Here is a 16,584-nt window from a genome sequence, read left to right on the forward strand (position 1 = left end):
AGACAGACACTGTTGTCTTCCTCTTTAATTTTTAAGAAACAAACAGGAAACGTAACTCTTTCAATAAATATGTCATTTGGCATGAATCACATGATAAGAATATCATAGATCATCCAATAAAGATTTTTAGGTGCCTATATCGGCGGTGTCTACCTCTTCCCATTCCGAACAGAGCAGTCAAGCCCGCCAGAGCCGATGGTATTGCCGTAACAGGTGGGAGAGTAGGTCGGTGCCTTTTTTTACACGGAAGCCCTTGCTGGAAACAGTCAAGGGCTTCTTTCGTTTAAGTACTTCCGTATTTCCATGTATAAGACATTGCATATCCTCCGTACTTCCCCGACCGGCGTTGCCCTAGAGCCTTCACTGTGCCTGCTCAAGCTCATCCCATCACTGCTCCTTTTCGAAAAAGCTTTGGCTCACTGGCTACAGTTCAATACATTGAAAGATTAAGGTTTGCCACTTTGATGAGATTTGATACGCTATAGATGCAATTCGCTTCGTTCCGATAGTCCTCGATGTTTTCGGGATAAATTTGTGAATATAACATTGATTTCAATCCATATTGCCATTAAAATAGCGCACTGTACGGTATGAAATGTGATTATGGTCACTTTTGATGTCAGATCTACTGGTGAAAAGTACCTTTCAGGATCTCAATTTTCGCTAAGTCATTTAGAACCAGCAGCCGAAATTAGTAACTAAGCATTGTAATGCGGTAATACAAAAGTGACGTACATCACTTTTGTACGCATTCCCCATCATTAAATTGTCATAAATTGCTGCTTACTTTTGAACCAGAATCAACAATTTAAGTAATGCAGTTAGAGCAATTTAATTACGACAACAAGATTGTCAGGAATTTCGGAATCGCTACCATTATTTGGGGAATAGTTGGTATGACCATAGGATTGCTTGTGGCGACGCAGCTTGTTTGGCCCCAGATGAACTTTGGATTGCAATTTACAACATTTGGCCGTGTACGTCCTGTACACACCAATGCGGTGATTTTTGCTTTCGTAGGTAATGGTATTTTTATGGGAGTTTATTACTCCTTACAGCGGGTGCTTAAAGCAAGAATGTTCAGTGATGCTTTGAGTAAGCTCCATTTTTGGGGTTGGCAATTAATTATTGTTGCCTCGGCTATTACACTACCACTCGGTCTTACTTCAAGCCATGAGTATGCCGAAATGGAATGGCCTATTGATATCGCCATTACCCTCATTTGGGTCGTATTCGGAATCAATATGTTCGGTACTATTATCAAACGGCGCGAACGTCACATGTATGTCGCTGTTTGGTTCTATATTGCCACATTTGTTACAGTAGCCGTATTGCATATTGTTAACTCCATCCAATTACCTGTAGCGGGCTGGAAAAGCTATTATGTCTACAAAGGCGTACAGGATGCGCTGGTACAATGGTGGTATGGTCACAATGCTGTTGCTTTTTTCTTGACAACTCCTTATTTGGGAATGATGTATTATTTCCTTCCTAAGATGGCCAACCGTCCAGTTTACTCTTATAAGTTAAGTATTCTTCACTTTTGGTCTTTAATCTTTATTTATATCTGGGCAGGTCCTCACCATTTGCTCTATACGGCGCTACCTGGTTGGGTACAGTCTTTAGGGGTTGTATTCTCCATTATGTTGATTGCTCCGAGTTGGGGCGGTATGATCAATGGCTTGTTGACCTTGCGTGGTGCTTGGGATAAGGTACGGACAGAGCCTATGTTAAAATTCATGGTCGTGGCCCTTACTTGTTATGGTATGGCGACTTTCGAAGGCCCTATGCTATCTTTAAAGCAGGTGAATGCAATAGCTCACTTTACCGACTGGATCGTAGCACACGTACACGTAGGTGCATTGGGATGGAACGGCTTTATGACATTCGGTATTCTGTACTGGTTGATACCACGTATTTATAAAACGGAGTTATATTCTAAGAAGTTGGCATCAACCCACTTTTGGATAGGTACCTTGGGTATTTTGTTCTATGCGATCCCGATGTATTGGGCAGCTGTAGTACAAGGCTTGATGTGGAAGGAATTTACACCGGAAGGGGTCTTGAAATATCCAAACTTCCTTGCGACAACATTGGAAATTTTGCCAATGCACATGATGCGTGCACTAGGTGGTGCACTTTATCTATCGGGCGTGTTCCTAATGACGTTCAACTTGATCAAAACTATGCAAAAAGGGAAGCTTTTGGCCAATGAGCCTGCAGAAGCTCCTGCATTATTGCCGGTTCAAGTAAACGAACAGTCTCAACACCGTCGCCTTGAACGTAAGCCAATTTTATTTATGGTACTGGCTCTTATTGCGATCCTCATCGGGGGTATGGTGGAGATGGTGCCGACTTTTACAATTTCTAAAAACGTTCCAACGATTGCGAGTGTAAAACCTTATACAGCATTGGAACTGCAGGGAAGGGATCTCTACGTGAGAGAAGGTTGTGTAAACTGTCACACGCAAACTATTCGTCCATTTAGATCCGAAACTGCCCGTTACGGAGAGTATAGTAAGGCGGGAGAGTTTGTTTACGATACACCGTTTTTATGGGGTTCGAAGCGGACGGGACCAGATCTGCATCGAATCGGTGGAAAATATCCTAATAAATGGCACTTTGATCACCTGTTGGATCCGACGATTACCTCGCCAGGAAGTATTATGCCAACATATCCTTGGTTGATCGATCAGAAGCTAGATAATTCTATTCTGCAAGATAAAATGAAAGCATTACGGAAATTGGGAATCCCTTATACCGACGCGGAAATTGAACATGCTGAGCAGGATCTCACCAAACAGGCACAAAAAATTGCTGATGATCTAAAACAAAATCAAGTGAATGTGTTAGCTGACCGTGAGATTGTAGCTGTAATTGCATACTTACAGCGATTAGGAACAGATATAAAAGCAGCTCCAAAAGTAGCTGATAATGTTAACGCAAATCAATAAAGCTATGTTTAAGCAAATAACAAATCTAAACGGCAGTGAGCTTTATCTAATTGCATCACTTTGGATCTTCTTGGTGTTCTTCATTTCAGTAGCAATAATGTTGTTTCGAATGAAAAAAGACTATGTTACTTATATGAAGGAATTGCCTTTGGAAGAAGATGAAACAGAAAAGGAACTGAATCATTCACCTGAAAGTCTATAATATATGAGTTTATTATTGGATACTGCACCAGCTACCGCAGAAGTTGTTCAATCTACGATAGGATTCGGTACAGATAATTTATACACAGATATCTTAATTGTTGTATTGATCGTTGTGATGCTGGCTCTTCTCGCTTCGGCATTGATGGTCAATCGCGCGATGAAATCCATCATTAAGATTACCATGCCTGAATTGGCCAAGGAGGAAAAACTCAATAAGGCGGCGAATAAGGGCTGGATGAAAAGGTCCTGGAACAAGATCATGGGGATCAGACCGATTTCAGAAGAAAAGGATATTGTCATAGACCATGAGTATGATGGTATCCGCGAATTGGATAATCCGATTCCGATCTGGTTTAATTTCCTTTTTTATGGAACGATTTTTTTCGGCCTTGTTTACTTATTTGTTTATCAGGTGTCGGGCATCGGAATGAACCAGGACCAGGAGTATGAACATGAGATGGTCGTTGCCGAGAAAGAGCGTCAGGCTTATCTTACTGCTTCTGCGAGCAATGTAGACGAAAGTAGCGTGGAGTTTCAGCCGGAAATGGCAGCTGATGGAAAAGCAATCTTTACCGCAAACTGTGTCGCTTGTCACGGTGGTAGCGGCGAGGGAGGCATCGGACCTAACTTGACCGATAAGTTTTGGCTTCATGGTGGCGAGATTAAAGATATCTTCAAAACCATTAAGTATGGTGTTCCTGATAAAGGAATGGTGCCATGGGAACAAACGTTGAGTCCTGCACAAATCGCACAGGTTGCCAGTTATATTATCACCTTAAGGGATACACACCCTGCTAATCCAAAAGCTCCGCAAGGTGAAGAGGTAACCTATGGCGGTGGCCAGGCTGCAAGCGGAGAGAAGCCGGCGGATGAGAGCAAAGCAGATCAGGCTGAAACAGAAAAAAAAGCAGAGTAGTAAATTGAAATAGCAATGAGTACAGTAGTCGTGAATAATGCCAATAACGGTGGATCTAAGTCAAAAAAAAGACAATGGATTTATGCCAAAAAACCGCAGGGAGAGCTTTACAAAAAGAGACAGTGGGTTGGGTATTCACTACTGCTGTTCTTGTTTGTAGTTCCTTTTATCAAAATAAATGGTGAACCGTTTCTCATGTTCAACATTATTGAGCGAAAGTTTTCCATCTTAGGAAATCTGTTCTATCCACAGGATCTCTACATATTCGTATTCGGCATGTTAATCGTGATGGTATGTGTGGTTTTGTTTACTGTTGTCTTTGGACGGGTATGGTGCGGATGGACTTGCCCCCAGACTATTTTTTTGGAATTAATATTTAGACGAATTGAATATTGGATCGAAGGTGATTGGCAACAACAAAAGAAATTGGATGCTGGACCCAATACGGATCAAAAACAATTGAAAAAGTTTTTGAAACATGGTATATTCCTGATCATATCATTTTTCATTTCAAATATCTTTTTGTCTTATATCATCGGTGTTGATGCACTGATGAAGATCATCACTGATCCATTGGACCAACATATCGGTGGATTGATATCAATAATCATCTTTACATTGGTTTTCTATGGTGTGTTTGCGTACGTCAGGGAGATTGTATGTATTGCAATTTGCCCTTATGGCAGATTGCAGGGCGTACTCCTCGATGACCAAAGTATCACTGTTGCATATGATCATAGACGTGGAGAGCCAAGAGGAAAACAGCAAAAGGATGCAACGACGACACATGGAGATTGTGTAGACTGCAAACTCTGTGTGCATGTATGCCCCACAGGAATTGATATTCGAAATGGTCTGCAATTAGAATGTGTAAGCTGTACGGCCTGTATTGATGCTTGTGATGCTGTCATGGACAAAATTGGAAAGCCTAAAAAGTTAATTGGCTTTTATCCAATGGGTGAGATTGAAGGAACACTGAAGAAAAAAAGCAATACGAGAGCAATAGCCTATTCTATCGTGTTGGTTGCATTAATGTCGGTCTTTTGTTTTCTGTTGTTCAATCGTTCTCAGGTGGATGGAAGATTGCTTCGGGCAAAGGGAAGCACCTACCAGCTTCGTGATGATAAGACAATAAGCAATCTGTATTCTTTGGAATTGATTAATAAGTCTGGTAAAGAAATGCCTTTTAAATTGGTCTGTGATGATCCGCGTTTAAAGATTCAACTGGTCAATCCTATTCAAAAATTGAGTAAAGATGGGCATGCGACACTGAGCTTTTTTCTAATTATCGCGAATAAGGATGTGGAGACCTATAAAAGTAATATAAAATTAGCTATCTATTCGGGAGATAAGAAAGTGGAAAGTTTAAAAACCACTTTTATTGCGCCTCCGGGTATGAATTAAAATGAAAAACAATGAATTGGGGTACAAAGATTTTTTTAACCTTGGCGGTATTTATGTTGTGCATCGTCGGAGCAGGAATATACATGGTGAGTCACGATTCGGATAGTCTGGAAGAAGATGACTACTATGAACAGGGGCTGAATTATGATCAGGCTTATGATAAGAAGCAAAATGTGCTGATGATGAATGAATCGCCAACCGTCGAAATCAGGAAGGATACCCTATATATTCATTTTGTGTCCAAAGAAAATAAAGGGAAATTACTATTCCGAAAACCTTCGGATAACCGATTGGATAAAGAATTACCATTTCAGACAACCAGTAATTTATATACACTGCCCATTTCCACGTTCGATAAAGGAATGTGGAATTTGTATATTGACTGGAAGAGTGTAGGTAAAGATTTTTTGTTTGAAGAGCATATTTTATTTTAGTTTACGAAAATGAGCTATACCTATTTTGCATTTTTCATGGGATTGTTTGGAAGCATACATTGTGCGGTAATGTGTGGTCCATTAATTTTTGCCATTGAAGGAAGGCAGGGGTTTGGTTGGAACGTTTTCTTCAATAAAATACTGTATCAATCCGGCAGGGTACTGACTTATGGTTGTTTAGGACTTTTACTCGGTACGATCGGAACATTTGCGCAGATTCAAGGTTGGCAGCGAAGTTTGAGCTGGGCCACAGGTATTATTCTGATCGGAATTGCTTTATTCCAGCTTATTGGTAAGCATAATCGGAAAATCGCTAGCTGGCAGACGAAGGCTGTGCAGCCAATTGTACGCTTATTGTCGAAATGGCTCTATAAACCGGGGGGAAGTTTTATTGCTGGCGTACTGAATGGCTTATTGCCCTGTGGTATGGTCTACATGGCACTCATGTCGTCCATAAATGCAGACAGTCCACAGCAAAGTTTCTTTTTTATGTTGTGTTTTGGCTTAGGAACTATCCCGCTATTGTTTGCGTTTTCTTTTCTGGGAAATTTCTCCAGATCTTTCAAAATCGGATTTTCGAAATGGGTTCCCTTTCTCTATTTCTTATTGGGAATTTGGTTTATACTCCGGGGTGCCAATTTAGACATTCCTTATTTAAGTCCATTCATTCATGTCGATGGTGCAATAAACTGCGCTTAACGACAAACAATATGTCGATGCTAAGTATTATATTTGGTAAAACCCTTAGCACACAATATGGAGGTACTTCATCATATTTTACAGATTGCATTAGAATATTATTGGATTCCCTTACTCATCCTTTATATTGGTGTAATCGGGACGATTTTGATCGAAAACCGTAATCCTTCCAAGACCATTGCCTGGATTATGGTCATTGTTTTCTTACCTGTCGTCGGTTTGCTCAGTTACTATTTCTTTGGTCAGAAGTTTAAGAAGGTCAAAAGGATGAAACGCGTGTATCGCGAGCAGTCCAAAAAGCTACTGGATGCCTGGCGTAAGGAATCCGAAATTATGGAGGAACATATTGATACGTTAAATGAGCGGATCGGTAGTTTGGCCATGGTATACCGCTACCTTAAAAATCAGAAGATCTCTACATTCTCCCTCAACAACGATGTAACCCTGTTTATCAATGGGGAAGAAAAGTTTCCGGTACTTATTGATCGTCTTAAAGCTGCGCAGCATTCCATTCATATGGAATATTATATCTGGGAAATGGATGAAATAGGGCAGGAGATCTTACATATTCTAGAAGAAAAAGCAAAAGCTGGGGTCACCGTACGTCTGATATTGGATAGTTTTGGTGCTCCAGATGTAATTAAATATTTACGGCGGCATAAACCCGATTTTGTGTTTCAAGCTTTTCTTCCAGTAACCTTTAGTTCCTTGGCGAATAGCAACTACCGAAATCACCGCAAGATAGCGGTGATCGATGGGAAAATAGGTTTTGTCGGCGGAATCAATATTTCAGATCGGTATATCAATAATGGAAAAAATGAGGTTTATTGGCGGGATACAGCTATGATGGTTGTCGGCGCGGCCGTAAATACGTTGCAAATCCAGTTTTGGAACAGCTGGAACCAGACAGATGCGGAATCGTTTGAATTGGGCCGAGGTTATTTAAACCGATTTCCCCTTACCGATGAAGATGCGAGTGGAGTAGGATTTACAGCCAGTGATCCTGGATCGCCAGCGCCTTTCAATATGGAAGCAATTATTGCCGGTATCAACGAAGCAAAAGAATATGTACAGTTGTGTACGCCATATTTTATTCCCAGCGATCAATTGACGACCGCTTTAATGCTCGCGGTATCTTCAGGAGTCCGTGTGGACTTGATGTTGCCGGCCCAGTCTGATTCGTTTTTTGTACAGCACGCCTCATTCTCGTTTATAAAACCACTGTTGGAAAGAGGAGTCAACGTATACCTCTATACAAAGGGATTTCTGCATGCCAAAACTATCTGTATTGATGGGAAGCTTGCCTATATCGGTACGACAAACTTAGATATCAGAAGTTTTTACATCAATTTTGAAATCTCGGGAATTGTCTCGGATAAAGCGCTTTGCGACCGTCTTAATGCACAATTTTTAGCTGATATTGAGGTCTCAGATCTGATTACAATCCGAAAATGGATGCAACGAAGCCGCTGGAAAAGAGGAGTTGATTCCATCTGTAGGCTTTTGGCTCCATTGCTTTAAATTATCTTTAAAGAGTCGGTAATGACCCTATGGATAGGTATAATAAATGTTAAAAATACCCCAATGGGGTTGGTCTTTGCTCAAAATTGAATATATTTAGCTATTCATTTTTTATTCTAAGACTTTCAATGAAGCACATAAAACTATTGACTTTATCGATAGGACTGTTAGGAATGGGGACGACTTATGCCCAGACTACACCTACGTTGCCTATTAATACGATCGTAGAACGAGTTCAGAAATATTTTCAGGTCTACCCAGTTGAAAAGGTACATTTACATTTCGATAAACCATATTATGCGGTGGGGGATACCCTCTGGTTTTCGACCTATTTATCCCGCAATTTGGCCGAATATGAGCCGAGTAAAATAGCTTATGTGGAAGTACTGAACAGTCGTGATTCCCTGATTCAGACACTAAAAATTCCATTGGATAAAGGGGTAGGAAATGGGCAGATTGTACTTGATCCTCAATTTATGTCGCAGGACAATTATCGATTTAGAGGTTACACAAAATGGATGGCCAACTTTGATAATGCCTACTTCTTTAATAAAGTGGTGCCAATCGGTGATGTTATCAATAAGAAATTGATTACAAACATTGAATTTCAAAATAATATTGGTGGCAATAAAACCCAAGCTGTCATACAGTTCCGCGATCGTACGGGAAAACCGATGATCAATTCAAAAATCAATTGGGAGTTTGTCTCGGGATGGGAAACGTTCGACAAGGGTAAAGGTGAGACGGATGGTCTAGGGAAAGTAACGATAAATTTGTCTGCAAAGGAAAAAGCAAATTTGGAGAAAGGACAACTGAAGATTAGCATTCAGGAGAATAAAAATGAAAAACCTTTGTCTAGTTCTTTCTTGCTCAAAAATGCCTTGTGGGATGCAGACGTGCAATTCTTTCCTGAAGGGGGAGATATTATCGCCGGATTGGCAAAAAAAGTGGCATTTAAAGCTCTCGGATCCGATGGGAAGGGGCTAAAGGTAAAAGGAAGTATTTTAGATTCAAAGGGCAAGTCTGTAGCGGAGTTTGCGGACTTCGGAACTGGAATGGGCTATTTTTCTCTCCTGCCGCTCGCGGGGGAAAATTATCAAGCTGTTGTGAAGTTTGAGAATGGACAGGAACGCAAATACAAATTGCCGGCTGTTGTCAATGACAAGGCAAATGTTGTTTTTGTAAAACAGGATGCCACGAATGCTGAGTTTGCCGTGGTAACCAGTGAAGAGAATTTTTCAAAAAACCAAGGGCAATCCTATTACGTTTTGGTTCAGTCGAATGGACATCTCTGTTTTGGCGCGCAGGTGAATTTGAAATCTTCCTCCGCATTGGTTAATATTCCGAAAGAGCGTTTACCAAATGGTATTGTCCAGGTAACCTTATTGAGTCCTGACGGAAAGCCTATTAGTGAGCGCTTGGCATTTGTTCAAAGCGAAAAACTTTTAAATATTCAGGTTACCAGCGATAAGCAAAGTTATAAGGCTAAAGACTTGGTCAATCTTAAACTTGCTGTAGACAACAATGGGCAGAAGTTCCCGGGAAGCTATTCAGTAGCTGTAATAGACGAATCCAAAGTTCCTTATAATGATCAGGCAGATCTATCGATTGTGAGCAACTTTTTGTTGACTTCGGACCTCAAAGGAAATGTAGAGAACCCAAATTCATATTTTGATGAAAAAAATCCCAACCGGGATAAGGCTTTAGATGCTTTATTAATGACGCAGGGCTATCGTCGATTTGACTACCCGACGCTTATATCGGAGAAGTTGCCGCAGATCAGTTTTCTTCCTGAGCAAGGAATCGAATTGTCCGGTATACTCCGGATGAATACGGGACGTCCTTATCCAAATGGTGGGTTACTTTTATCGGTGCCTTCCCGTAATATTAAGAAGGATGTTTATACGGATCAAAATGGACGATTCACATTTAAAGATCTTGTGTTCCCGGATTCGTCCAAAGTAACGGTTAATGCTCGATCGAATGACAATTACCGAAGCTTGGTTATTAATATGGACCAGAGCTTTTACCCTGAGATCGATAAGAATAATGGCTATAAGAGTTATTTTGTACCTAATATAGACCAAGCTTTTGCTCCTTATTTGGCGAATAGCCGAAAAGAATATCGAAAATCGATTCTCTTGGATGAGGTCGAAGTGACGGCTGTAGTGAAGAAAGTAATCACCAATAAAGATTTTCCTTCTATTTCGGGGCTGTCCATGCCTGAACACCGTATTGAACCCGAACGTTTGACCGGTTGTAACGTGTTGACCATGTGTCTTCAAACGGTATTGACGGGCATTACCTATGATCCACAGACATTGAAATATTATGTTTCTCGTGATTATAATGCGGGTGGGCGTACACCTGTTCAATTCTTTCTGAACGGTATGGCTATTGATGAGCCCGGATTGAATAGTATCAATGTCGCGGATATCGAAGGTATCGAAATCTTCTTACGTGATGAATTGGGTACAGTCTCCAGAATGTATCAAAATAATGGTGTTGTGTCAATCTATACGAAGAAAGTGGAAGCGAAGAAACCACGGATGTCATTGAGTGAGATTGAAAGCTTATTGCCTAAATCAAATGTAATCGATATGTATCCATTGGGGTATATCAAAGAGCGGAAGTTCTATGTTCCAAAATATGATACGCCGGAAAGAAAGGCTGCAAACGATTTGAGAACGACCATTTACTGGAATCCTAAAGTCTCGATCACAGAGACCGGGGAGGCGGCTATTCAGTTTTATAATGCCGACGGAAATGGAAATTACAAGGTAATCGTCGAGGGAATGGATCAAACCGGGAATATTGGCCGTAAGGTAATAAACTACGGTGTTCAGCCTTAAACCTTGTATATAGGAGTTGATCAAAAAAGAACGCTGTTCTCATTCAAAGAGAGCAGCGTTCTTTTTTTGTTTAAAAAAACACCTCCTTGATGGGCAAGGAGGTGCTAACTAACCAATTATAAACCTAAATTATGAAAAGTATTTTGTCGCTATTAATAGCGCTAATCTTCTTATTTATAAAGTATATTTCAAATCCTATGCCAAATAGAGCTTATAGCACTTTTGGCAGATTTTTAGTTGACTTTTTTGATCAGGCTACTTGTTCAAGTGGAAATAACAGGGTCTACAACGTGGTTCATAAGCGTCTTTTTCACCTAAAAGTACAGTTTCGGTATCCTTGGTCAGGCGATAGGAATAATTCGCTGGAGCGCCACATTGCATGCAAACCGCATGTACTTTCGTAACGTGTTCGGCTACAGCCATTAGATTGGGGATTGGGCCAAATGGTTGCCCTTGAAAATCCATATCGAGTCCGGCAACAATTACCCGGATACCACTATTTGCCAATTTGACACACACCTCTGTCAAACCGTCATCAAAAAATTGTGCCTCATCGATTCCGACAACTTGGGTAGATGAACTTAAGAGTAGGATCGCTGAAGAATGATCAACGGGTGTTGACGGGATGCTATTACTATCGTGAGAAACGACCAACTTTTCATCGTATCGTTTGTCAACAGATGGTTTAAAGATTTCGACATTCAGACGTGCATATTGTGCTCGTTTTAGCCTGCGAATCAATTCTTCTGTCTTGCCTGAGAACATCGAGCCACAGACAATTTCAATGCTACCATATTGAGCGGGGCGCAAAGCCAAATTATGTTCGGAAAAAAGCATTTGATTCATTTAATTTTGCCGGAAGGTCTGCAAATAAGGTGATTTTTGTAAAATGACCTCCCATTATATTCTGTTTTTGACACTGCTAATATCAGAATTAAATATTAAATTTGGGTAGCAAAAAAGTGAAGGTAAATCCAAATATTTCTAAATCAAAGGATTGAGTTTTCCACTTTTCGGTCGGTTGAAGGTATAAGTATTATAAATGATTAATTGGTGATTTCAAAAAGAACTATGGGTACTAAAGAGGAAATTTTTAATAAGATAGGCGATTTATTACAGGATTTAAATGGACAGTATTTAAGCTTGTCAGAGCAGGGGAGTTTGTCCGAAATTAACGAATTAGTAACACTGGAAGCGAAAGCACAGGCTGTAGCGGCTTACATAACTTTACTCAAGACCAAGGCTGTTCTTCAGGAAGGTCAATCGCAGCATGCTTTAAGTAATGCAGCCTTGGACAGTAAGAAGATTGCTTTCAACGATTATTTTACCCCACCTTCGACCATTATAACATCGGCGCAACAAGTTGATGCTGAACAGCCCCAAAAAGAGGTTCAAGAAGCTCAACCAGTTGAAGATTTCAGCCGTGGAAATGAGGAAGCGATCGTGGAGGAAAAAGAGACCCCATTTGTCTTTGAAAGTGAAACTGTAAAATCGAAAGAGCCAGAAACTCCATTTGTTTCTGAAAGTGAACCTATACAATCGGAAGAGTCTAGTCCTGAAGTTGTTGAATCTGTTGCACCTCAAGTTGCTGCAATTCCTCCGGTTTTTGCAGCTGCCCCAGAGGAGGAATTAGCTTATCCGACAGAAAAGGAAGCTACTACGCAAATCGAAGAACCGACTGTCTTTGTTACAGAAGTAATCGAAGAACCAAAAGAAATCGTTATTGAACAGCCGCAAGAAGTTTTTATTCAGGAGGAAATCAATACGGTCATTGAGGAAGCTCCGGCGAGACCATTGACCTTAAATGAAATTATCTCTCAACAGAAACAAGCCGGCGTTCAGAATCGTGTTTATCAGGTGAATCAATCTGGCAATAGCGATAAGCTCACAGACATTAAAGCAGGGATAAGCTTAAATGACAAACTCTTATTTATTAAGGATTTGTTTAATGGGTATAGTTTAGCGTATAGTGAGGCTGTTGAGTTATTGAACAGGTTTACAAGCTACGCGGAAGCGGATGCATTTTTGCAGACAAATTATGCGATTAAAAATAAATGGGCCGAGAAGCCACATACCGTTGAAAAATTATACGACGTCCTACGGAGAAGATATAACTAGAATTATAAAACATAAAAAACAGCTCTCGTTCTACCGGAGCTGTTTTTTTATGCCTATATTTTTGGTTCTTTAGCTTAGTTGAAATTGTAACCAATCGTTTCCTTCATGACCATATACAAAATATTTTGGCTGAAGAATTTCGGCTAAGGATTCGAGTTCGCTCAAATAATTGTATCCGGGAATCTGTGCAAATTGTTCACTGGTCATAATAAAGACCTGATCGAGTTCGATAGCCTTGGATGAAGCGATAGCTGCCGTATTCAACAATTGCGGGATTTGGATAAATGTCTGTTCCCCATGGCCGATGACAATGATTTTATCGGCTTCATTTTCTGTCGTAACTGGAATACCACCTGCAATTTTTATGGCTTCCTGCAAATAGGCAGAACGGTTTATTTCAAGGGGCTGTATTTGGTCCAGCACCAGTACTTTGGGCCTGTCAGTGGCCGAAATAAACTTAAGCTTATGGATTAGAATACTTGTTTCGTCTTCAATTTTTTCAACCAGTTCAACTGTTTTATCGATGGCATCGAGATCAGTCCCGATACGTTTGATATAGGAGATCATATCATCGATGTCGACAAGTTGAGGACGATCTGAAATCAATGTGTCGTAGGTTTCAGCTGGAATAGCTGCCGGATTTAGGTCCAACTGGTCCAAAATATGGGCGACTAGTTTTTCTTGATTGCTTTGCATGGTGCAAAAATACAAAACCTTCATGACTTCGAAGACACCAAGCGCAATGAAAGCGAACTGAAGGTTCTTTCTGGTCAATAAGACCAGTCACTTTCAGAAAAAAAGGAGGCATTGGCGAAAGTAAATTAGCAATAGTAGGTATGCGCAGATTTTTGTAAATTGGCCTGAAATAAATGATATAAATATGTTTGACAAATTATTTCAAGCCCAGCAAAAGGCGGAGGAAATCAAGAAAAGATTGGATTCAATTTCTGTGTCTGGTGAAGTGGAAGGTGGTTTAATCCGTGTGGTAGCGACAGCAAACAAAGAGATAAAAGAGGTTACCATCGATCCTGTATTTTTATCAAACGCAGATAAGGAAGAATTGGAGGAGTTGCTTGTGGTTGCTCTGAATAAGGCAATTGCTCAAGCTGAGAATATCAGCCAGGCAGAAATGCAGGCAGCAAGCAAGGATATGTTGGGTGGATTAGGAGGACTAGGTGGATTGTTTAATCAATAGCGATATTATCATGAAAGCAACTTATTACGGACAATCATGTGTGGAGTTTGATTTTGACGGAACGAAGGTTCTTTTAGATCCATTTGTTACGTATAACCCACTTGCAAAAGAAATCGATGTAAATACAATTAAACCGGATTATATCTTTTTAAGTCATGGTCATCAGGACCATGTGGCAGATATGGCGACGATTCAAAAAAACAGCGGTGCCACTGTTTTAGCGATTGTTGAAACGGCAGGCTGGGTGAGAAGACAGGGGGTACCTGATGATAAAGTTATCGAGTTTAACTTGGGCGGAACGGTTCAACTACCTTTTGGTTCGGTAAAGATGGTATATGCTGCACATACCAATAGTACACCTGATGGTCAATACGGTGGGTTTCCTGTAGGTTTTGTCTTTAATGTAAAAGGCAAGCGAATTTATTTTGCTGGAGACACTGCATTAACCATGGAAATGAAATTGCTGGCAGACATGAAGCTGGATTGGGCATTTTTGCCTATTGGTGGGCATTATACAATGGATGTGGATGATGCAATTAAAGCCGCTGAATTTGTGAATTGTGCTCGGGTAGTTGGTATTCATTACGATTCATTTCCGCCAATAACGATCGATAAACAACAAGCTTTGGATAAATTCCAAAATGAGGATATTTCATTGTCATTGCCGGAAATCGGTTCAACATTTGAGTTATAAACCATACAACAAAAAGCCGAGCTAGCTCGGCTTTTTGTTGTATTGGTTTCTTGATTTTATGCAGATCTGCGTTGTGTTCATTAAGATATGACAATCTTTTTAAGATCTTCCAGGCTGAAAAGAGGGATATTGATGATTTTATTCTTCAGGATTTGTTCTTTGTTTTCTTCAAAATAGAACAGCTTCCATTCTCCATTTTTATATTCTAAACTACTGAGGTTTTCAATCCAGTCCCCTGAGTTCATATAGGTGCAGGTTCCTTTTCGCGTTATAACTTCTTTGATTTGAGGTTGATGGATGTGTCCACAGATAACGAAATCGTAATTTTTTTCGATCGCTAGTTCAGTCGCCGTATGTTCAAAATCCGATATATACTTGACAGCCTTTTTAACCGAGTTTTTGATCTTTTTAGAAAGAGAATATTTCTCCTTACCCATTTTATCTAGGCAGTAATTAATGATATTATTGAGCTGTATAAGTTTGTCATAGCCCCAGCCACCCAACTTGGCCAACCATTTAGAATGATGAATGGATGCGTCGAAAACGTCCCCATGAAAGATCCATACTTTTTGATTATTGAGTGAGAGAAGTAGTTTATTGCTCAGCTTGATATTACCTAATTTTAGATCGGTAAATTTGCGCAGCATTTCATCGTGGTTGCCCGTGATGTAATGCACTTCTGTGCCCGAAGAGCTCATGTCAATGATTTTTTTGATGACTTTGAGATGTTCCTGTGGGAAATAACTTTTTTTAAATTGCCAAATGTCTACGATGTCTCCATTGAGTATCAGTATTTTGGGAGATACGGACTCTAGGTAAAGTAAAAGCTCTTTAGCTCTACTACCGTAGGTACCTAGGTGTAAATCTGAGATTACAAGTATATCAAGGCTTCTTTTCATTTGCAATAAATTTGTTTATTCATCTATGTCTACAAAGATGTCTCAACCTTTGTTGATTTTGTTGTTTGCCCCGCTGTTGAGGACTATAGTTCACCTTTGACGGATTTGCCTGAAATGAATCGATCATGAGCGGTCTATTTTACCGTTTTTTGTATTATTGCATGCCACGATTTTTCATTCAATAAATCTGTTATCTTCTTTTACAAAAAAAGGATACTTTTATTTTGTACCGATGAAATTCCTGTTATTAAATCATTAAAATGTCTTGTAAAACGGTATGAATTAGTTTATTGGAAATTAATATTAGCGGGGATTTTCATTGAGGAGAATATTGGGAGGTCGGAGGACTGGGGTAAGAGCAATAAAAAAGAGGCTGTCTCAAAAAGGCAGTCTCTTTTTTTGCATTATCTAAGGTTTATTATTTGTTTTAACTGTTTGATTTTCATATATTTATAGTGTAAACAAAAAGGATATATGCCATCTCAAAGAGCTACTTTTAAGCCTTACTATCAGGACCAGATCATGGCCATTCCTCCAACTTTGGACGAACTGGTGTCCAAAGGTCATCCGGTACGTATCGTTAACGATGTAATCAACCGGATCAACATCCAGTTCCTATTGGACGCTTATAAGATAAAAGGCTGCTCCAGTTATCATCCGCAGATGTTGTTGAAAGTTTTGGTGTTTGGCTACG

General features: G+C 40.0%; 15 protein-coding genes and 1 rRNA gene. 13 read left to right on the forward strand and 3 right to left on the reverse strand.

The window, feature by feature from the left end; translation table 11 throughout:
* The first annotated feature begins 126 nt into the window (after nucleotides 1-126).
* The 9 genes from rrf to IQ31_RS26630 all read left to right on the forward strand — a co-directional run bounded on the left by rrf (nucleotide 127) and on the right by IQ31_RS26630 (nucleotide 10,984).
* Nucleotides 127-238, forward strand: a 5S ribosomal RNA gene (gene rrf, locus IQ31_RS26590).
* A gap of 577 nt (nucleotides 239-815) precedes the next feature.
* On the forward strand, nucleotides 816-2,954 hold the full coding sequence (ccoN, locus tag IQ31_RS26595) for a cytochrome-c oxidase, cbb3-type subunit I (RefSeq protein WP_088160744.1): 2,139 nt from the start codon (nucleotides 816-818) through the stop codon (nucleotides 2,952-2,954).
* Between the two features lie 4 nt (nucleotides 2,955-2,958).
* The gene (locus tag IQ31_RS26600; RefSeq protein ID WP_046671935.1) at nucleotides 2,959-3,156 is read left to right on the forward strand and encodes a hypothetical protein; all 198 of its coding nucleotides are present in this window, start codon (nucleotides 2,959-2,961) and stop codon (nucleotides 3,154-3,156) included.
* A gap of 3 nt (nucleotides 3,157-3,159) precedes the next feature.
* Entirely contained in the window at nucleotides 3,160-4,074 is a 915-nt protein-coding gene (locus tag IQ31_RS26605; RefSeq protein WP_145331339.1) for a cbb3-type cytochrome c oxidase N-terminal domain-containing protein, read from the forward strand.
* A 15-nt stretch (nucleotides 4,075-4,089) separates the two neighbouring features.
* Nucleotides 4,090-5,478, forward strand: coding sequence for a cytochrome c oxidase accessory protein CcoG (ccoG, locus tag IQ31_RS26610; RefSeq protein WP_145331341.1), 1,389 nt, complete (start codon nucleotides 4,090-4,092; stop codon nucleotides 5,476-5,478).
* 11 nt (nucleotides 5,479-5,489) lie between these two features.
* Entirely contained in the window at nucleotides 5,490-5,912 is a 423-nt protein-coding gene (locus tag IQ31_RS26615) for a FixH family protein (protein ID WP_088160746.1), read from the forward strand.
* 9 nt (nucleotides 5,913-5,921) lie between these two features.
* Nucleotides 5,922-6,611 (forward strand): sulfite exporter TauE/SafE family protein, encoded by a 690-nt coding sequence (locus tag IQ31_RS26620; RefSeq protein WP_145331343.1) that lies wholly within the window; start codon nucleotides 5,922-5,924, stop codon nucleotides 6,609-6,611.
* Nucleotides 6,612-6,668: 57 nt separating this feature from the next.
* Complete coding sequence (gene cls / locus IQ31_RS26625; protein ID WP_120334925.1) at nucleotides 6,669-8,132, forward strand: cardiolipin synthase; 1,464 nt, start codon at nucleotides 6,669-6,671, stop codon at nucleotides 8,130-8,132.
* Nucleotides 8,133-8,260: 128 nt separating this feature from the next.
* Complete coding sequence (locus IQ31_RS26630; RefSeq protein WP_088160749.1) at nucleotides 8,261-10,984, forward strand: hypothetical protein; 2,724 nt, start codon at nucleotides 8,261-8,263, stop codon at nucleotides 10,982-10,984.
* Nucleotides 10,985-11,239: 255 nt separating this feature from the next.
* Here IQ31_RS26630 and IQ31_RS26635 read toward each other — a convergent pair whose 3' ends face one another.
* A complete protein-coding gene (locus IQ31_RS26635) occupies nucleotides 11,240-11,821 on the reverse strand; it encodes a thymidine kinase (protein WP_075991734.1) in 582 nt (193 codons plus the stop codon).
* 234 nt (nucleotides 11,822-12,055) lie between these two features.
* Between IQ31_RS26635 and IQ31_RS26640 the strand changes: the two genes are divergently transcribed.
* Complete coding sequence (locus IQ31_RS26640; RefSeq protein ID WP_145331344.1) at nucleotides 12,056-13,102, forward strand: hypothetical protein; 1,047 nt, start codon at nucleotides 12,056-12,058, stop codon at nucleotides 13,100-13,102.
* A gap of 69 nt (nucleotides 13,103-13,171) precedes the next feature.
* Here IQ31_RS26640 and IQ31_RS26645 read toward each other — a convergent pair whose 3' ends face one another.
* Nucleotides 13,172-13,798, reverse strand: a complete 627-nt coding sequence (locus IQ31_RS26645; RefSeq protein WP_145331346.1) for a substrate-binding domain-containing protein — start codon at nucleotides 13,796-13,798, stop codon at nucleotides 13,172-13,174.
* A gap of 184 nt (nucleotides 13,799-13,982) precedes the next feature.
* Here IQ31_RS26645 and IQ31_RS26650 point away from each other — a divergent pair, with 184 nt between their 5' ends.
* Nucleotides 13,983-14,297, forward strand: a complete 315-nt coding sequence (locus IQ31_RS26650) for a YbaB/EbfC family nucleoid-associated protein (protein WP_046671896.1) — start codon at nucleotides 13,983-13,985, stop codon at nucleotides 14,295-14,297.
* A 10-nt stretch (nucleotides 14,298-14,307) separates the two neighbouring features.
* Complete coding sequence (locus tag IQ31_RS26655) at nucleotides 14,308-14,991, forward strand: metal-dependent hydrolase (RefSeq protein ID WP_075991738.1); 684 nt, start codon at nucleotides 14,308-14,310, stop codon at nucleotides 14,989-14,991.
* An 80-nt stretch (nucleotides 14,992-15,071) separates the two neighbouring features.
* Here IQ31_RS26655 and IQ31_RS26660 read toward each other — a convergent pair whose 3' ends face one another.
* Nucleotides 15,072-15,890 (reverse strand): UDP-2,3-diacylglucosamine diphosphatase, encoded by an 819-nt coding sequence (locus tag IQ31_RS26660; RefSeq protein WP_145331348.1) that lies wholly within the window; start codon nucleotides 15,888-15,890, stop codon nucleotides 15,072-15,074.
* 474 nt (nucleotides 15,891-16,364) lie between these two features.
* Here IQ31_RS26660 and IQ31_RS26665 point away from each other — a divergent pair.
* Nucleotides 16,365-16,584, forward strand: a 220-nt coding sequence (locus tag IQ31_RS26665; protein ID WP_483259538.1) for a transposase, incomplete at its 3' end; no start/stop codon positions are given.

The sequence above is a fragment of the Sphingobacterium siyangense genome (assembly GCF_007830445.1).
In the GTDB taxonomy this organism is placed as follows: domain Bacteria; phylum Bacteroidota; class Bacteroidia; order Sphingobacteriales; family Sphingobacteriaceae; genus Sphingobacterium; species Sphingobacterium siyangense.

What these genes read in the sequence shown, in the direction of transcription:
- IQ31_RS26635 (WP_075991734.1), bottom strand. Translation starts at nt 11,821, where the DNA reads ATGCTTTTTTCCGAACATAATTTGGCTTTGCGCCCCGCTCAATATGGT.
- IQ31_RS26660 (WP_145331348.1), bottom strand. Translation starts at nt 15,890, where the DNA reads ATGAAAAGAAGCCTTGATATACTTGTAATCTCAGATTTACACCTAGGT.
- IQ31_RS26650 (WP_046671896.1), top strand. Translation starts at nt 13,983, where the DNA reads ATGTTTGACAAATTATTTCAAGCCCAGCAAAAGGCGGAGGAAATCAAG.
- IQ31_RS26655 (WP_075991738.1), top strand. Translation starts at nt 14,308, where the DNA reads ATGAAAGCAACTTATTACGGACAATCATGTGTGGAGTTTGATTTTGAC.
- IQ31_RS26615 (WP_088160746.1), top strand. Translation starts at nt 5,490, where the DNA reads ATGAATTGGGGTACAAAGATTTTTTTAACCTTGGCGGTATTTATGTTG.
- IQ31_RS26620 (WP_145331343.1), top strand. Translation starts at nt 5,922, where the DNA reads ATGAGCTATACCTATTTTGCATTTTTCATGGGATTGTTTGGAAGCATA.
- IQ31_RS26630 (WP_088160749.1), top strand. Translation starts at nt 8,261, where the DNA reads ATGAAGCACATAAAACTATTGACTTTATCGATAGGACTGTTAGGAATG.
- ccoG (WP_145331341.1), top strand. Translation starts at nt 4,090, where the DNA reads ATGAGTACAGTAGTCGTGAATAATGCCAATAACGGTGGATCTAAGTCA.
- IQ31_RS26600 (WP_046671935.1), top strand. Translation starts at nt 2,959, where the DNA reads ATGTTTAAGCAAATAACAAATCTAAACGGCAGTGAGCTTTATCTAATT.
- cls (WP_120334925.1), top strand. Translation starts at nt 6,669, where the DNA reads ATGGAGGTACTTCATCATATTTTACAGATTGCATTAGAATATTATTGG.
- IQ31_RS26640 (WP_145331344.1), top strand. Translation starts at nt 12,056, where the DNA reads ATGGGTACTAAAGAGGAAATTTTTAATAAGATAGGCGATTTATTACAG.
- IQ31_RS26605 (WP_145331339.1), top strand. Translation starts at nt 3,160, where the DNA reads ATGAGTTTATTATTGGATACTGCACCAGCTACCGCAGAAGTTGTTCAA.
- IQ31_RS26645 (WP_145331346.1), bottom strand. Translation starts at nt 13,798, where the DNA reads ATGCAAAGCAATCAAGAAAAACTAGTCGCCCATATTTTGGACCAGTTG.
- ccoN (WP_088160744.1), top strand. Translation starts at nt 816, where the DNA reads ATGCAGTTAGAGCAATTTAATTACGACAACAAGATTGTCAGGAATTTC.